This window comes from Neisseriaceae bacterium CLB008 (genome assembly GCA_041228285.1).
GTDB lineage: Bacteria > Pseudomonadota > Gammaproteobacteria > Burkholderiales > Neisseriaceae > JAGNPU01.
This window is the reverse complement of the sequence record CP166133.1, coordinates 772,043-789,579: the sequence shown is the minus strand read 5'-3', so window position 1 is coordinate 789,579 and position 17,537 is coordinate 772,043. Positions and strand designations below refer to the sequence as shown.

Annotated in this window: 14 protein-coding genes; 9 read left to right on the top strand and 5 right to left on the bottom strand. The window is 52.4% G+C overall.

Translation table 11 applies throughout. The annotated features are described in order from the left end of the window. Nucleotides 1-14: 14 nt before the first annotated feature. Complete coding sequence (locus AB8Q18_03505) at nucleotides 15-1,262, bottom strand: efflux RND transporter periplasmic adaptor subunit (protein XDZ52126.1); 1,248 nt, start codon at nucleotides 1,260-1,262, stop codon at nucleotides 15-17. 631 nt (nucleotides 1,263-1,893) lie between these two features. On the opposite strand from AB8Q18_03505, the gene AB8Q18_03500 reads away from it, so the two are divergent. Together AB8Q18_03500 and cutA are read left to right on the top strand one after the other, a co-directional pair. Continuing rightward, nucleotides 1,894-3,072: an NAD(P)H-dependent flavin oxidoreductase gene (locus AB8Q18_03500; GenBank protein ID XDZ52125.1), complete on the top strand. Its 1,179-nt coding sequence runs from the start codon at nucleotides 1,894-1,896 to the stop codon at nucleotides 3,070-3,072. 73 nt (nucleotides 3,073-3,145) lie between these two features. Continuing rightward, nucleotides 3,146-3,472, top strand: coding sequence for a divalent-cation tolerance protein CutA (gene cutA, locus AB8Q18_03495; GenBank protein ID XDZ52124.1), 327 nt, complete (start codon nucleotides 3,146-3,148; stop codon nucleotides 3,470-3,472). Here cutA and AB8Q18_03490 read toward each other — a convergent pair. Next, entirely contained in the window at nucleotides 3,469-4,794 is a 1,326-nt protein-coding gene (locus AB8Q18_03490; protein XDZ52123.1) for a PLP-dependent aminotransferase family protein, read from the bottom strand. The genes cutA and AB8Q18_03490 overlap by 4 nt on opposite strands. Before the next feature lie 80 nt (nucleotides 4,795-4,874). Between AB8Q18_03490 and AB8Q18_03485 the strand changes: the two genes are divergently transcribed. From AB8Q18_03485 to cyoE, 7 genes are all read left to right on the top strand, one after another. Continuing rightward, a complete protein-coding gene (locus tag AB8Q18_03485) occupies nucleotides 4,875-5,492 on the top strand; it encodes a LysE family translocator (protein ID XDZ52122.1) in 618 nt (205 codons plus the stop codon). Between the two features lie 217 nt (nucleotides 5,493-5,709). Then, complete coding sequence (locus AB8Q18_03480) at nucleotides 5,710-6,306, top strand: hypothetical protein (GenBank protein ID XDZ52121.1); 597 nt, start codon at nucleotides 5,710-5,712, stop codon at nucleotides 6,304-6,306. An 850-nt stretch (nucleotides 6,307-7,156) separates the two neighbouring features. Next, nucleotides 7,157-8,101 (top strand): ubiquinol oxidase subunit II, encoded by a 945-nt coding sequence (gene cyoA / locus AB8Q18_03475; protein XDZ52120.1) that lies wholly within the window; start codon nucleotides 7,157-7,159, stop codon nucleotides 8,099-8,101. A gap of 11 nt (nucleotides 8,102-8,112) precedes the next feature. Further along, nucleotides 8,113-10,098, top strand: a complete 1,986-nt coding sequence (gene cyoB, locus AB8Q18_03470) for a cytochrome o ubiquinol oxidase subunit I (GenBank protein XDZ52119.1) — start codon at nucleotides 8,113-8,115, stop codon at nucleotides 10,096-10,098. Continuing rightward, nucleotides 10,095-10,715, top strand: a complete 621-nt coding sequence (gene cyoC / locus AB8Q18_03465; GenBank protein ID XDZ52118.1) for a cytochrome o ubiquinol oxidase subunit III — start codon at nucleotides 10,095-10,097, stop codon at nucleotides 10,713-10,715. Before cyoB ends, cyoC begins: the two co-directional genes overlap by 4 nt. Then, a complete protein-coding gene (gene cyoD, locus AB8Q18_03460) occupies nucleotides 10,712-11,032 on the top strand; it encodes a cytochrome o ubiquinol oxidase subunit IV (GenBank protein ID XDZ52117.1) in 321 nt (106 codons plus the stop codon). The genes cyoC and cyoD overlap by 4 nt, the downstream gene beginning before the upstream one ends. A 1-nt stretch (nucleotide 11,033) precedes the next feature. Further along, nucleotides 11,034-11,921, top strand: coding sequence for a heme o synthase (cyoE, locus tag AB8Q18_03455; protein XDZ52116.1), 888 nt, complete (start codon nucleotides 11,034-11,036; stop codon nucleotides 11,919-11,921). Here the strand turns inward: cyoE and AB8Q18_03450 are convergent. The 3 genes from AB8Q18_03450 to AB8Q18_03440 form a co-directional block, all read right to left on the bottom strand. After that, a complete protein-coding gene (locus AB8Q18_03450) occupies nucleotides 11,918-13,405 on the bottom strand; it encodes a surface lipoprotein assembly modifier (protein XDZ52115.1) in 1,488 nt (495 codons plus the stop codon). The two genes, cyoE and AB8Q18_03450, sit on opposite strands and share 4 nt — an antisense overlap. Before the next feature lie 122 nt (nucleotides 13,406-13,527). Then, a complete protein-coding gene (locus AB8Q18_03445; protein XDZ52114.1) occupies nucleotides 13,528-14,259 on the bottom strand; it encodes a Slam-dependent surface lipoprotein in 732 nt (243 codons plus the stop codon). Nucleotides 14,260-14,510: 251 nt separating this feature from the next. After that, complete coding sequence (locus AB8Q18_03440; GenBank protein XDZ52113.1) at nucleotides 14,511-17,303, bottom strand: TonB-dependent receptor; 2,793 nt, start codon at nucleotides 17,301-17,303, stop codon at nucleotides 14,511-14,513. Nucleotides 17,304-17,537 lie beyond the last annotated feature (234 nt).

Sequence of the window (17,537 nt, the reverse complement as noted above, 5' to 3'; positions counted from 1 at the left end):
CATCAAACTCCCTGTTATTCAGCAGCAGGTTTGGCCGCAGCTTTTGGCTCGGCATCTTGGGCTGGGGCAGCAGGTTCTGCTGCTGGCGCCGCGTTTTTAGCAGGGGCCGGCGCAGCCGCTTTGGCTGGCGCACTTTGCAATGGCGTACCTGGGGCACGAATCTTCATCAAGTTATCGGTGACCACTTTATCGCCCACTTTCAAACCTGATTCAACGATGACGTTATTGCCAGACTCTTCACCCAACGTCACCATACGTGGTTGTGCCTTGCCATCTTTATCCATAATCCATACTTGATTGCCTTGCTGGCTGCTCAAGACCACGTTTTGCGGTACGGTGATCACGTTTGGACGTTCAGCACCCTTTAAAATCACGCGTACAAACTGACCGGGCATGATGTCGCCTGTCGGGTTAGGGAACACAGCACGAGCCTTAACGCTGCCGGTGGTGGTGTCAACAATGTTGTCGGTAAAGCTCACCACACCTTCGTGTTGATACATTTGGCCGTTGCCCAAGCGAATCGTCGCCACGTAGTTTTGATCATTGCTCATGGTCAGCTGACCGCTTTGCAACATGTCGCGCAGACGCAAAGAGTCGCCCTCAGCAATGCTGAAGTTCACGTACAGTGGATCAAGCTGGGAAATCTTGGTCAGTAGGCTGCCTTCGGCGCTGGTATTGGTGATCAAGCTACCTTCAGAAACCGCTTCCAGACTGGTCACGCCAGAAATGGGGGCGACAACGCGGGTATAGCCTAAGTTGATGCGGGCTTCTTGTAGACGAGCACGGCTGGCCTCAACGCTGGCCTGGGCGGCTAAATAGGCCGCTTTAGCATCGTCGTAGTCTTTACGTGAAACCGCTTGTTCGTTGTAAAGGGGCACGATACGGTCGAAGTCTTGCTTGGTACGCGTGAGCTGCGCTTGCTCTACCGCCAAGGCGGCACTCGCTTGGTCAAAAGCCGCTTGGAATGGCGCTGGATCTAACTGAAACAGCACGTCGCCGGCTTTAACAGAGCGCCCTTCAATAAATAAGCGTTTTTGCAAAATACCGCCCACGCGTGCGCGGACTTCAACTTCTCTTGAACCTGCCGCTTGGCCCACATACTCAAACTGTACGGGCACATCTTGAGCCTGAACAGTCAGTAAGGTCACGGGTACGGCAGGGGGGGCTTGAGGTGCTTCTTGTTTTTTACAGCCGGTCAAGGCAATAGACAATGCCAAAGTGGTCAAACCAACTGTTAATAGTTTATTGACGTGCGGTCTCACGATACCTCCAAGATAAAATAGTACAATATAAAATCATTTATTTAAGCCAAAACCAGTATTCAGGTGTGTGTGCATACGCTTGGGCGTGTACGTCAAACAAACACAAATAAGACTTACCTATCATCACGCCCCAACCCTAGGTTGAATCATATGTATGATAGGTAAGTACATTGTATCTGTTTTAGAAATCATTTTATTATGATTTCAGCGATTTAGAATAAAGATTAAAGACAAAGTTCGACCTTTATCCAAAATAAAAGGGCCCTGTTAGTCTTGTTCCAGTGGCCTTTAAGCAAACCGTAACGTACGTTACCAATTGCGCAAATACTAGCAAACCCTAGTGATTAACTCAAGTTTAATTGCGCTCTTTTACCCTCTTTAACCTGTAAAAGACAGCCTAGGGCCTTAATCTATAGTAGAATTCAGGGCGCGCCGAAACTGGACCATAAATGACGCACTTTAAGACGGCATACCTATAAGAATAAATTTAAAGACGTCTTAGCCTTGATTTTGGCCCAATCAACCCCATGTTCTGAAAATAAGCTAGAGTATTTAGTCTAGATGAGCTACACTAACCCACCAGACTGATTCATTATTAACTGTTTGAGCATCAACACAAAAGGATTCAACCATGCAACATTCTTTTTCCCCATTACGCATACGCGACCGCGAACTCATTCCGATTGTTCAAGGCGGCATGGGTGTTGGTGTCTCCGCACACAAGCTGTCTAGCGCCGTAGCGCGCCAAAATGGCGTGGGCACGATTGCCAGCGTCGACCTGCGCCATCTGCACGAAGACTTACTGGCACAATCTAAAGAAAATCAAACCCAAGAAAACTACGACACGTTAAACCGCATTGCCCTAGATCGGGAAATTAAATCCGCTTTAGCCGATGCGCAAGGCCAAGGCATGATTGCGGTCAACGTCATGAAAGCGGTTAAGGACCACCCTGCCCTAGTACGCCAAGCCTGCGAATCAGGCGCTCACGCCATCGTGATGGGTGCAGGCCTACCGCTAGACTTACCTGAGATGACCGACAACTTCCCCGACGTGTCTTTATTCCCCATTCTGTCCGAGTCGCGCGGCATCGGCATTGTGTTAAAACGCTGGATGAAAAAGAATCGTCTACCCGACGCCATCGTGATTGAACACCCTAATCATGCAGCAGGCCATTTGGGCGCTGCCACCATTGCTGGCTTAGACGACGCACGCTTTGACTTTCACCGTGTACTGGAAGAAACCTTCGAAACGTTTAAAAAACTGGGTTTAGAATCAGAAAAAATTCCGTTGATTTTGGCCGGCGGCATGGCCAATTTTGACAAAATTAAGATCGCGCTTAAAGATTGGGGTGCTTCTGCTGTTCAGGTGGGCACCGCCTTTGCCGTCACCGAAGAAGGCGACGCTCACATCAACTTTAAAAATACTTTAGCCGGCGCAGAAAAAGAAGAAGTGGTTGAATTCATGTCCGTGGCCGGCCTACCCGCCCGCGGCGTCATGACCCCCTTCTTGAAAAGCTATTTAAAACGCGAAGAAGTACTGCAAGCCAATGCCAAAGCCGACCCGCGCCGCTGCACTCAAGGCATTAACTGCTTAACCACCTGCGGCCTGCGCGATGGCCTAGACAAAATTGGTCAGTTTTGTATTGACTTAAAGCTGGCTGCCGCTTGGCGTGGTGAGGTCAACAAAGGCCTATTCTTCCGCGGTAAAGATCCATTGCCCTTCGGCAACAAAATCCGCACCGTCCAAGACACCATCCAATATTTATTGACCGGCGAAGCAGAAGGCCTGGTTCTAGGCAATAAAGCCTAAGCCCTCTGACACTGTTTGCTTTTCAAGCCCCGCCTCGCTATGATGGTGGGGCTTTTTCATTCAGGACACGCACATGACCCCATGCTTGGTTTGGTGCAGCATTGACACCAAAGACAACGCCGAACGCCTCGCCCACCTGCTGGTCCAGCAACAGCTGGCCGCCTGCGTCAGCATTGTGCCCAACCTCACCTCCGTTTACGTTTGGGCAGGTGCTACTGAACAGTCGCAAGAATGCTTGTTGATGATTAAGTCCAGCACTGAATGCTTTAGCGCGCTCAGCGCCGCCATCGTCACACATCATCCTTATGAAGTACCCGAAATCATCATGCAGCCGATCACAGCAGGCCATCCACCCTACTTGGCTTGGATGCAATCGCAGCTAACCCCGCCTACGCCCTAATCCGCCACCAGAGCGCGTACCGCCAGCAGCGCCTGGCGTAAACGCGGCAACGGTACCGAACCCAATGCCAGCCGAAGCGCCTGCGGTGCCGCCCCGGAGGCACTAAACGGCTCAGCCGTCGTCACCACAATGCCCTGAGCGTAAAGCAAGGCCGCGATTTCTTCCGCTCGCACCGTATCCGACAGCGGCAGCCACACAAAATACCCCTGGCGATGAGCCTGCCACGGCAAGCCCTCAAACACTTGGCGCATCAGCTGCTGACGCTGCGCGGCATCCGCTCGTTTGTCGACTTCCAAGGTGTCAATCAAACCACTTTCAATCCATTGACAGGCTAAGGCCACCATCACCGTAGGCGTATGCCACCCTTGCAGACGAATGGCCAAGGCCAACGCGGCCACCCAAGGCTCTGGCGCCACCACCCAACCGACCCGCAGGCCCGGTGCCACGCTTTTAGACAGGCCAGACACATAAACCGTCCGTTCTGGCGCATAGGTATAGAGTGGCCTAGGCGCAGGTTCAGCCAAAAAAGCATAGGCGGCGTCCTCAATCAATATAAAGTCATGTCGTCGAGCCAGCCGCACCAGCGTTTGCCGATCCGCCGCAGACAACACCCACCCCAAAGGATTGTGCACCGTCGGCATACAGTACACCGCCTTAATGCGCTGTTTTTGGCACAGCGCTTCTAAAGCCGTCAAATCCATCCCCGTGCCCTGACTCGGTATGGTTTGAAGACGAAGGCGCTGTTGCTGCGCCAGCGCCTTTAAGCCTGGATAAGTCAACGCATCAGTCACCAATACATCTTCTGGTTTGAGTAAGGCACTCAAGGTTACTGCTAAACCTTGTTGCGCCCCATTGACCAACAATACTTGTTCAGCCGGCACCCGCAAACCACGGTTGCGTAAATGCTTGGCAATGGTGTGCCGCTCATGCAGGTGACCACCCTGGGGAGCCGACACCAGCAGCGTCATCAAATCATTACGCTGCGCCAGTTGCCGTAGCCCTTCACGCAGCTGACCCAGCTGCTGCGGCAGCACCGGATAATTAAAGGCCAAATCGACCCAGTGCGCAGCCAGCTCACTTTGCTGTAGGCCTTGTCCTTCAGGCAGGCTCAACGCTCGTACAAACGTGCCGCGCCCTACCTCTTTTGTTACCAAACCTTGCTCCGACAGCTCTTGATACACCCGCGTGGCGGTGGCTAAGGCAATGCCATGCTGCCGCATCAGCGCACGCAGCGTGGGCAGCTGTGCGCCCACTTTAAAATGGCCGGCGCGAATCTGAGCGGCCAGCGCCGCCACAATGGTGGGATAACGAAGTTTGGGCATGGTTTATCTAGAACAATAATTTGTTTGTATCAAATAACCACTCTACACTGGCCTGCCCTAAACCCACAAGCGAAACCAGCATGATCGACGCCACAACTTTGGGGCTCTTTAGCCTCGCCTGCCTTGCCCTACTCTTGTCACCCGGACCTAACCTCTTATTCGTCCTCGGTCATGGCACCACTTATGGCTTTAAGGCGGCCTTTGCCGCTAGCCTAGGGATTTTTTGCACCGACCTCATCCTCACGGCCATCACGGCCCTAGGCCTAAGCGCCGCCGTCAGCAGCTGGCCGCCCACCCTCCTATTGCTGCGCTACGGCGGAGCCAGCTATTTGGCCTATCTGGCCTACCGCACTTGGCAGCAGCCTTTGATCTTCAGCCATAACGGCCCCGTCACCCCCAGCACCCCTTTGATCTTTAGCCGTGCCTTAGGCAATAGCCTGCTGAACCCCAAGGCCTTAATTTTTTTCATGCTGTTCCTCCCTCAATTTGTCCACGCAGAAAATGGCCCGGTGCCAACCCAGCTGTGGCTGCTCGGCCTCACCCTCAGCGCCTTCAGCATCGTCGTTAACTCAAGCCTAGGCGCACTGGCCGCCAGCGTTCAGCGTTACTGCCTGCGCCACCCTCAATTTGCCATTTGGCAAACCAAGGGCTTGGCCGTGCTGCTAGGACTATTGGCCTTACGCCTACTGATCACCTAAGAAGGCTCATGACGGCAGAACACGCTCATGGCACCCCTGGAATGCTTGGCCTCAGCCAAGCCCTAACCACGTCATTAAATATAAGTCGCCACTAAATTACCGATTAGGTTTATAATACAAAAACTAATAACGGACGTGACTACTAAAGCGCACCGGAGGCTTTTAGGTCTACGTCTAATATGTGCTGAATGCACCCCTTCACACTCGGACACTGTACATGCATCAAAACTGGCAAATAACGCCAACAACACTCGTAGCCCTAGTCATTGGCTTTACTTGCGCTTTGTTAGGCCACTTTCTTCCGCTTGCCGACGGCCTGACCGTACTCATCCTAGAGCAAATCCAAGCCCTATGGCTCTTATTTTGTGGCGTTTACTTTACCCATCAATGGCTTAAAGCTCGGCCACAGCAGCAAAACCACTTTGCTGCCGCTTGGTTTGCCAGTATGTGGTGGCTATTGCTTGGCCGCAGCATGGCCTGGGGCCGTGACTATTTCCCAAACATCGACCATGACGCTTTTCGCCCCATCGCCATTGTGTTGATCGCGCTGCCTATTGTGCTGTTATGCCTACCGCAAACGCGACGTCAGCTCAAAGGATTGATTCAGCACTTTCATTGGCCCGTATGGCTTTGCCTCATGGTCGTGGCCTACTTTGCCGTCTCGCAAATCATCGAAAGTGAGCGCATGTTCCAAAGACTGCCCCCGTTTATCGATCCTGATCGACGCGACCTGATTGAAGAATTGTTTGAAATACCGTTCATGCTGTTCTTGTTCTGGATTAACCGTATGTGTTATCGCCAGCCTAAACAATAAAACCACTAGCCATCATCTCGATGGCGATGATTCAACATTAAAGTCGCGGCCCAAATGAACAACCAGCCGCGCCCCTGTCTTACTGTAAAAATCCTAAACCCTGACTCGTACGCCCTAAAATAAGCACATTGCTTATCGTCCTTTGCTTAAGCCCTCGTTCATGCTCATGACCATCAAATCCACTCTAACCCATCTCTTCTGCACGCTGGCCAAGACTCTGCCGAAATAAAAGCCGATCAAAACCAATCATCACAAGCATTAAATCCTATTATATTCAGCCCACGTTATTTTGGCCAAAACACGCCAAAACTAGCCACATAAATATTAAAATACAGACACTTACATAGCACATCCTCAATGTAACGACCATATAAAACAACCAGGCCAGCCGGCCCCACTCTGTTCCCCATTCCCCCTCAGATGATGGCCCGTCTACGCGGCTTACACGGCTATAAGCCCTACCCATTATTATTATTTTTGTTTAACCACTATTAATTTAATGTTGTTTGCATAAATAAAATGCCTATGCTACCTTGTGCAAAAGGCAAAACTGTCGGCATTAGCAACCTAGGGCAGGCTAAATTCGTCTAGGCAGTCCGAAAAAGGCGGCACACCAGCCCCTTTTATAAAAAATACCCCATAAATAAAAAACCTCTAACCGTTCTAAACATTCGCACCATACCGCCGCCAACGGGCGCAGGCCTGATGAAGTGATGGTATTGAGCCATCTTCCTTTAACCCATTAGGTGAACTCGCCACAGGCCACCCCTATTGTTTATCCATTACCGTAACGTCATTAAATTCAATAACAAAGCGGGACGACTCTATCGTGGAAGGATGCTTCAACATCATGCCTACTTTACTCAAACGCACGGCTTTAACGCTGTTGTTGATGGGCAGCAGCGGTTGCAGCAGCGCGTTAATGGACCCTAAAAGCCCCATTGGCCTGGCTCAAAAAGACCTCATCATCACCGCCACCTGGCTGATGTTGATCGTGGTCATTCCCGTATTCATCATGATTGTGGCCTTTTCTTGGCGCTACCGTGCCAGCAATCAGCGCGCTACCTATGCGCCTAACTGGGCGCACTCTAACCGTATTGAAGTCATTATATGGCTGGTGCCCATCGCCATTATTGCCGTTCTGGGCACGCTGACTTGGCGCAGCACGCATGAGCTTGATCCTCGTAAACCACTCATCAGCGCCAGCACGGACACCACACTCGAAGTACAGGTCATCGCCCTTGATTGGAAATGGCTGTTTATTTATCCCGACTACGGTGTAGCCAGCGTCAATGAGTTGGCGCTGCCGCTCAACGCGCCCGTACGCTTCAACATCACCTCCAACAGCGTCATGAATTCATTTTTCATCCCACAGCTGGGCAGCCAGCTATACGCCATGGGCGGCATGCAAAACACGCTCAACCTCATTGCAACCGAAACGGGGCGCTATGACGGCCTCTCAGCCAACTACAGCGGCCATGGCTTTTCTGGCATGAGGTTCCAAGCCATTGTTTCCGAACAGGCTGATTTTGACCAATGGATTCAGCAGGCTCAAGGCAGCGATCACGCCCTCAACTGGGCCAGCTTACAAACCCTCGCCGTAGCCAGCCAAAACCACCCCGTTGCCTATTACGCATCCGTCACCCCTGGGCTGTACCAAGGCGTACTGGGCCAATTTATGCGCATGGATGCGGCCAGTCATCTCGCCATCGATGTCGGCCAAGCCACCAGCAGCGACTCGGGCTTTGCCGCCAAACGCCCCACCCTCAATGGCCCTCAACCCGCCCAGCCCTAAAAGGATGCCCCATGCTCGGTAAACTTAGCCTCGACGCCATCCCCTCCGACCCCATCGCCCTAAGCGCAGCCTTATTCATCGTGGTCGGCGCCGTCGCCCTACTCATTTTGCTCACCCACCTCAAGCGCTGGCGCTGGCTGTGGACCGAATGGCTCACCACGGTAGACCATAAAAAAATTGGCATTTTGTATTTTTTGGTGGCGCTGGTGATGCTGCTGCGCGGCTTTGCCGACGCCCTCATGATGCGCACCCAGCTGGCGGCTGCCGCCACCGGCAGCGGCGCGGGCTATTTACCACCAGAACATTATGATCAGATCTTCACCGCCCACGGCGTGATCATGATTTTCTTTGTCGCCATGCCGATGATTTTAGGATTAATGAACCTCATCGTGCCCCTGCAAATTGGCGCCCGCGACGTGGCTTTTCCCTTTTTGAATTCGTTTAGCTTTTGGCTGTTTATGGCCGGGGTGATGCTCATCAATGTCTCCCTAGGCGTCGGTGAGTTTGCCCAAACCGGCTGGCTGGCCTATCCGCCCTTGTCCAGCAGCGCCTATAGCCCTGGCGTCGGCGTTGACTATTGGATTTGGAGCCTGCAAATATCGGGCTTAGGCACCTTGCTCTCTGGGGTGAACTTCATCACCACCATCATCAAACTCAGAACCCCTGGCATGAAACTGATGGCCATGCCGGTGTTCACGTGGACGGCCTTATGCACCAATGCCTTAATCGTGGCGGCCTTTCCCATCCTCACCGCCACCTTGGCCCTCTTAACGCTGGAGCGTTATTTAGGCTTTCATTTTTTTACCAACGACATGGGCGGCAACCAGATGATGTACGTCAACCTCATCTGGGCCTGGGGCCATCCTGAAGTGTACATCCTTATTTTGCCGATGTTTGGCGTGTTCTCTGAAGTCATCGCCACCTTCAGCCAAAAGCGCTTATTCGGTTACGCCACCTTGGTGATGGCTACTGTTGCCATCACCATTCTGTCGTTTATGGTGTGGCTGCATCATTTTTTCACCATGGGCGGCAGCGCCAACGTCAACGCCTTTTTTGGCATCGCCACCATGGTGATCGCCATTCCCACCGGGATTAAAATATTCAACTGGCTGTTCACCATGTATCGCGGCCGCATTATTTTTTCGGTGCCGGTTCTGTGGACCCTCGGCTTTTTATTCACCTTTACCTTGGGCGGCATGACCGGCGTGTTACTCGCCGTCCCCGGCGCCAACTATGTGTTACACAACAGCATGTTTTTGGTGGCCCACTTTCACAACGTCATCATTGGCGGCGTCGTTTTTGGCGCCATGGCTGCTTTTAACTATTGGTTTCCCAAGGCCTTTGGCTTCACCCTTAATGAACGGCTGGGGCGTTGGTCTTTTGGCTTTTGGATCACTGGCTTTTTTACAGCGTTTATGCCCCTATACGTTCTGGGCTTCATGGGCATGACTCGACGCATCAGCGCCGGCCTCAATCCAGAATGGTTTCCCATGCTGCTGATCGCCAGCGTAGGCGCCGTCATGATCCTCATCGGCATCCTGTTACAGCTGGTGCAAATTTGGGTCAGCGTGCGTGATCGCCATCAGCATCAAGATCACAGCGGCGATCCTTGGCAAGGCCGCACCCTAGAATGGGCCACCGCCTCGCCACCGCCATTTTATAATTTTGCCGTCTTACCTAGCGTGGTGGAACGTGATGCGTTTCACGCCATGAAACTCAGCCAGCAGCTACCGCGGCTTCAGGCCAGCTATGCCCCCATCCACATGCCACGCAATACCGGCACTGGCTTCATCCTCGGCATGATGAGCGCCGTTTTTGGCTTTGCCATGGTGTGGGCCATCTGGTGGCTGGCTCTGTCTAGCCTGCTGGCCATGGTGGTGTACTACATCCACCATACGTTTAATGACGACCTCGATTACTACGTCAGCAGCGAAGAAATCGTCGCCATTGAAGCGGTTTACTACGCCCAACAAACCCGAGGGAAAGATCATCCATGAGCCATCACATCAGCCATACCGGCCCTAAACACGACACGATCGCCGAACACCACGATCACGACGAAGGCAAAACCCCTTTAGGCTTTTGGCTTTACCTCATGAGCGACTGCCTGCTGTTCGCCACCCTGTTTGCCACCTATGCTGTTTTGGTCGGCGGCGTCGCCAACGGCCCGCGCGACGCCGACATCATCAGCCTACCGCTGATTTTGATCAGCACTTTATTGTTGCTGTTCAGCAGCTTTACCTTTGGCCTGGGCCTGCTGGCAGCCAAAGCCCAAAGGCTACGCCCCACCCTCATCTGGCTGGGCCTCACCTTTGCCTTAGGGCTAGGGTTTATTGGCCTTGAAGCCTATGAGTTTTATGAGCTCATCAGCAGCGGCTACGGACCACAGCGCAGCGCCTTTTTGTCGGCTTTTTTCACCCTTGTGGGCACCCACAGCCTACACGTGCTGATTGGCCTATTGTGGCTATTGGTCTTGGGCTGGCAGCTATATCAAAAAGGCCTAACCGCGAAAAACCACATTCGGCTCACTTGCTTGAGCCTGTTCTGGCACTTTCTAGACCTCATCTGGATTTGCGTGTTCAGCGTCGTCTACCTCACAGGAGCCATTCGATGACATCCCACTCTCCTACTTCGCACGGCGGTTCGCTCAAATCCTACTTGATTGGCCTCGCCCTATGCCTCGCTCTCACCGGCCTGTCTTTTTATCTGGCCATGACGGCGCACGGCCCCAGCATGGGCCTATTGATGGCTATTGTGGGGCTTGCTCTGGCCCAACTGATGGTGCAGCTGATTTATTTTTTACATCTATTCGAACGGGGGCAGGCCTGGACGGTTTTTTCCTTGCTGTTTACCCTCTTGATTTTATTCATTGTGGTGGGCGGGTCGCTGTGGATCATGCGCGACCTCAACGCCAATATGATGTCGTTCTGACATGACCAATCACCCCTACGTCCAGCTGTTTAAACCGGGCATCATCATGGGCAATCTGATCACCCTCTGGGGCGCTTTTTTCATGGCCAGCCAAGGAAAGATCCATCTACCCCTATTGGGCTGGCTGACGCTGGGAACCGCTTTATTGATCGCGTCTGGCGCGGCGTTTAACAATGTGATTGATCGCGATCTGGATCGCTTAATGAGGCGAACCCGCCGTCGCGCCTTGCCACTCAAATTAGTCACGCCTCGTTCCGTCTTGATCATCGCCAGCCTTTTTGGGCTAGCGGGATTGGCCATCTTGAGCCATTACGGCAGCTTACTCGTGGGAGCATTAGCCTTGGCCGGCTGGTTGGCCTATGTTTTGTTGTATAGCCTGTATGGAAAACGCCGTGGCACTCATGGCGTGGCCGTGGGCAGCCTATCCGGCGCCGTTCCACCCATGATGGGCTATTGTGCCGTCACCCAATCCCTAGACTGGCTCGCATTTGGTCTTGGGTTCAGCCTCTGCCTGTGGCAAATACCGCATACCTACGCCATCGCGCTACGGCGCTTGGATGACTATCGTGCCGCTAAGCTGCCCCTGCTGCCCGTAGTGAGTGGCGTGGCCATCACCCAAACCCATCTACGCCGCTATGTATTTCGCTTCACCGTGGTTTCAACCAGCCTGTGGTGGCTAGGGCCGCTCAGCCCCTATTATGGCGTAGGGATGCTGCTTGGCGGACTGCTGTGGTGGCGCGCCGCCAAAGTCGCTTCGTTCAAAATCACGCCCAATCAGTACGTCCATCAATGGGGGCTGAGCATGTTCGGCTATTCCATTGCCTTAATCACCTTATTCAGCCTGCTGTTGGCGCTAGACCCTTGGCTGGCGCAGCGCACATTAGGTTAGAAATACGCCTCTAACTTCAAGCTGACTTCATTTTTTCGATAGGCATACAGCCAATCCACGTTGCTGCTAACCCGATGGTGGCGCAACAATAGGCTCGGCGTCAGGCCGGCCAGTTTAAACTTGGGCACCTTCACAATGGCGGTATAGGTTTGCTCATGATCAGCGCGTTTGGCCGCCAACAGATCACTGTAGGCGTCATACTGCTTGTGCCGCCAAGCGCCAAATAACGCGGTTTCAACGCCCACGGCAAAAGATTTAGCCACGCCCAAGCGTGCACCCTGTTGATGATAGGCGTTCACCGCCTCATCCGCATCTTTACGCACCCAATCTAGCCCTCCGAACACCAGCCAGTTTTGCGGTAAGGCGTACGTACCCGTCACAAACAGCGAGCTTTGCCAGCCATCGTTGTGGGCATAGTCGTCCTGATGATAGGCCAACCGTTTACGTTCCACATCAACGCTCACCAAAGCCTTCGGGCTTAAGCCATACTGCCACTCGATTTTCGCCCCTAAAGCCTTAGACAAAGCCTGATGGTTCTGCCAATTAAACTCAAACAACGGCGCCACCGTCAGCGTGGTGCGGGCGCTGCGGTATTGATAGCCGCCATACACGCTGGCGGTGCTGTCGCTGTAGCTGGACTCATGGGTGTATTCATTGCCGTATAGTAGGCCGCGCAACATTAAGCCATGATTGCCGCTCACGTTTTTTTGCTTACTCAGCGTTGCCTCATAAGCCCAGCCTTGATCGGCCACAGGGCCGGGAATGCGGCGCTCAACGTAGCCTTGGAGCTGATTGTCTTCATACACAGGGAAATAAGTCACGCTGGCAGTCGATTGATTTAAATTGCTGTTGTGGGCGGGCCCAATAGCCACCGAGCCGTGCCATGCTTCACGCACGGCCAAAGCGTCTACATAGCCGGCCACATTTTCCTGTAGCCCAAGCGCATCGGTAGGTAGCTCAATTTGCTTGAACCACGCTTGAGCTTCGGTATTTTGATGGTTTTCATATAAAGTCCGTCCTAATTCTAGCTGTACCCGTAAAAAATCAGGCTGTGCCCGCAACAGCTGCCGATAGCCCGTAATGGCCACCGAATAGTCGCCCTCGGCGCGCGCCAAAGCCGCTTGGGCAAAGCCAACCAAGGCCTCATCATGATTGGCCAAGGCCTGATATTGAGGCAATAGGCGCCGTACATCTGGCCAAAGCTGATGATTGACGCCCAAGTAAATGGCCTTACCCAAATCATTGACGTTGGCCTCAATGCGCAGCAACTGGCCGTTCACCAGCATGCCCTCCGTGCCCTCAGGCCAATCAGATGCCTCAGGCACCAGCACAGACTCAGCCTTTTGATCGGTTGAAAACTGTAATGAATGGCGTAGTCGACGGCTGGTGTCTTCATCGGCATGCGCCAGAGATGCCAGAGCCAAGCTGCCGAACACCATGCAGAATACGCAGCGCCAGCGTCGCTCAATTAAAAAATGTCTCATGGCCGACCCTGCCTTTGTGTGCTTAGGGTGTAGCCACACCCTTCATCAAAAAAGGGGCTTGATCAACAAGCCCCCGTTCGGTTTTTAGATGCCACTAAACCCGTCGCATCATCGGTTCTCGCTTAAGGCTTTTTACTGCCGCCAAACGACACGTCTTTACTGCGATCGGTAAAGGTGGCGATGCCGGCTAACTGTGACGCAGCGTTACCAAAGAAATGGCCTTGGGTCTTACCAGCAACGTTGCCGGTGGCCGTGGCTTTGCCGACAAAGCTGGCGTTGGCGCTGTTGATTTTCGCATCCACATTGACCGCTAAAGCATTATTGTTGATGTCACCCTTCAGCGTATTTTTGGCAAAATCGGCTTTAAACGTACCGGTCAGTAAATTGCTGCCGTTGTAATTATTGATCCCCACGACGGCGTAGTCAGCCTGCCCGGTGGTGGGCATATTGGTGGTTTTGTCTTTACCGGCGTAATACACGGTGTGGGTACCGTCAGCCACATTGCCGGTTTGCGACCATTCACCAAAATAAACGTCGCTATTGGCCACCTTGGTGAAATTAAAATCACCCATATCGCGATGAGAGCCGGGTGAAGCAGCAATGCGCGTCACGCCATTTGCGTCCGCTGCCACCATTTGCTGTAACCCCGAAAAGGCGACTTTGGTAAAGTCAGCCACGTTGTGCACGCCAATGCCGGGCTGACCCGCTTGACCAGGATGGCCAGGACCACCAGCAGCCGTTTCCCCTACTTGGATGTAGGCATCATCACTTTGGGCCGAGGCCACAGCTGCCTGCGTCTGCCCAACCATTGCACATAAACCCAATACCACTGCCATTGTTTGTAACTTTTTCATTGTCATCTCCAGATACATAAAAAAAGAACACACCACCAGCAAAAGACCCAAAGGTCGTGTGAGTAAAAAGGCCCTCTTAGGCTTGTGGCCTAAGGTTTTGAGAACCTGTGGCTGAGTATAGACACCCTTTTGACTAAACGCAAATGATAATCGTTATTATTTAAAACATTGTTGTATTTTGTCATGCCGCCCTTAGATCGACACCCATAAAAAAAGCCAGCATGACATGCTGGCTGAGCGCAATGGCTTAATTAAAATTTGCCTTTAAGCGTGAGCTTCACCGTTCGCCCTGGTGCTGGCATTCGCGCACGACTCAACGGGTCTAAATAATAGCGGTTAGTCAAATTGGTGACGCCCAGTTCAACCGCTAGCTTATCGTTCATACGGTAATTGGCATGGGCATCGACAATAATCACCGGCGCCCACCCTAATGGCTCATTAAAGTATTCAGACTGTTTACCCGCCTCACCAAAATTTCGATCATCATTATTCACTGAACCACTATGGAAGGTCATGCGTGAACCCAGCTCCAGCTTTTGCTGTAAGAACCGCCCCCCCACCAGCCAGTTCACCATGTATTTGGGCTGGGGCATATTGCGTAAATAGCCGTTGCGAAAGCCATCACGGACGCAGTTGCTGATGCGCCCTAAGAAGGGATCGGCCACAACCGCCGATGATTCATCGCACACTTCATTTTTCAAATTCATGGCCACGCCTAAGTCGGTAAAGAAACGACCGTTATCGTAACGCCCCTGTAGTTCTAAGCCGGCCACTTTTTGCTTGTCTACATTGCTGAATTGAAATAGGTCATTACGCTCTATGGTGTCCTTAATGGTGTTGTGATAATAAGCGATTTTAACGTCAGCATGGCGCTGCGCGCCCAATAAATCACGCAAATCATGAACATAGGCTACTTCAATGTTTTTAGCATGTTCTGGCTTCATCGGTTCTCTGGAGCTAGAAGAAAAGCCGATGGTGCTCTCAAATAAGCTGGGCATGCGCTTCGCCTCGCTATAACGTACGTACACGCGGGCATTGTCGGTCAATAAAGCAGTGGCCGACAACACAGGCGCCCAAGCATGATCCTTACGCTTTTTCACCTCTGGCCATCGCTGCGCCGTGGCTTCCGTATACACCTCTTGGCCGCTCGCAATCACGTCCTTACCCAAAGTCAAACTACCGTTTAAAAAAGGATTATTTTCACGCTTCATTTTGCCATCGGCATCGGCTAGCCACAAAACCTCATCGTTGGTTAAGCCCCAATAGTCATCAAAACGATCTTCAGGGTCCAGCCACCACATTTCATCCGCAAACTCTTCCTCGGTATAACGGCGTTTGTACTTTAACTTATAGCCTTTAAACGCTCTGTCTACGGCGTAATTAGGATCTTCAGCCTGCATGCGTTCGTCTAAAAAATCATCCATAGACGTATAGGCCGTACGCTTCATACCGGCGCTTAAAGCCAGCCAATCGGTTGGCTGCCAATCAAAATTAAAGCTCACATTGTGTTCATCACGCGTACCCTTACGGCCCGCGGCCTGAGTGCTGCCCATTTCTTTAGGATCGTACACATTATCCGAGCCTAAGCGCTCTTTTTGAAAGCTACCGCTGACGGTAAAATCCAGATTAGGCAACAGCGAAGCCTTATTACTGATGGTCACGCCCCAGCGGTTTTCACGCGCATTCATTAAGGCCGTGTTGCGTAAGGTCATATTCGCGTTAGGCGACCATTCTGGCAACCCAGTGCTATTTTCATAAGGCTCATTTGGAAAACCACCACCGTTATAGGTGTCGCTCACCGAACGCGTCGCCCAAAGATTGGCCTCAAGATCAATCAAAGGCTGGTCAGCAGGCTGCCATTTATACAATAAATTATAGGCACTTAGGCTAACCTCGCTTAGAGGCCATTGCGGCACCCCATCATTACCCCAGCGCTCAGGCTTTAAACGTGAAGGCATGATTTCACCAAAGTCAGCCTTGGTGTGCCGTAACCCCAGCTCTAAAGACTGCTCATCGCTCAAATGCAGGGTGCCCTTGAGCAAATACGATGCCATCCGACTAGACGTATTGGGCACTTCTTTACCCGGCTGATAAACATTGGCCATATAGGCCTGATGGTCCCAATAATCGGGTTCACCCTCGCCTTGAAAACGGTATTTATCGGCGCCTTTTTTACCCGCTAAATGGTTACCCTTACTGCGATAGCTATAGGCAGCCACCACATCAAATCGCTCTTGCCGAGTCGCTAAGGCAATGCGAATGGCCTCATCTTGACCAAATTTATGCCCACTTTTAGGCCTCACCCGTAACGTTGGGTCATCATAAGCTGAGCTCCAGCCTGGAATGTCGCGCGCATCCTCACCGGTGCGTAAATTCGGTAACCGCGGCTTCACCGACCCATTACTCGCTTCGACTAAAATGTCGCCGCCAAAGGTTTCGCCAGCGGGTAAAACATCATCCACGCTCAGGGTTTTCACCACCACGGCGCCGCCCACTGAGCTTTTCACCCCACGCGTCAGCGAGGGGCCTTTTTCGATTTGAATGCTGCCAATAAGGCTAGGATCGATATAGTTGCGGTTATTGGCGCCGTTATAGCCACGCCACACCGTGATCGCTTGCTCCGTCCCGTCAATGGTCAACGGCACACGACCTTGACCCTGAATGCCGCGAATATTGGGGTCAAGCGCCCCGCTGTTGCGGGCGTCACCGCTTTGTACGCCCAATAGGCCTTTGAACACATCAGCGGGGGCGGCGCCCTTATAGCGGTCGATGTGGGTTTTATTGATGTAGACGGAAGAGAGGCTCTGATCATACACGTCGTTGGCGCCGGCACGATCCTTATTGGTTTTACCGACCACCACAACATTATCTAAAGTGGCTTCAGCACTGTTTTTGGGCGAGCCCGAAGCCTTGGGTACCGCTTCGGCTTGCGTCACCGTCGTGGCGGTGTCCGGCGTTTGTGCATAAGCCCCATAGGGCATGGCCCAATAGGCCAAGAGTAAAGCCGCGGCCAGCGGCTTGGGTTTAAGGCTAAGAGGGAACATAGGTTTCTCCGAATGTGTGTGCGTTAATCATCGCCCTCTCACCATCGGCTTATGTCCACGTCCCTCACCAACTTAATGACATGATTCAGCGTTCTCCCACACAAACCCATGGTAAAAAGACAATACGGCAATGCCATGAAACCGGATGAGTATAGAATGTCGGATCAATAAATACAAATGATAATCAATATTATTTGTATTTATGTGGTATTAATCAGACCGCTTACCAGATAA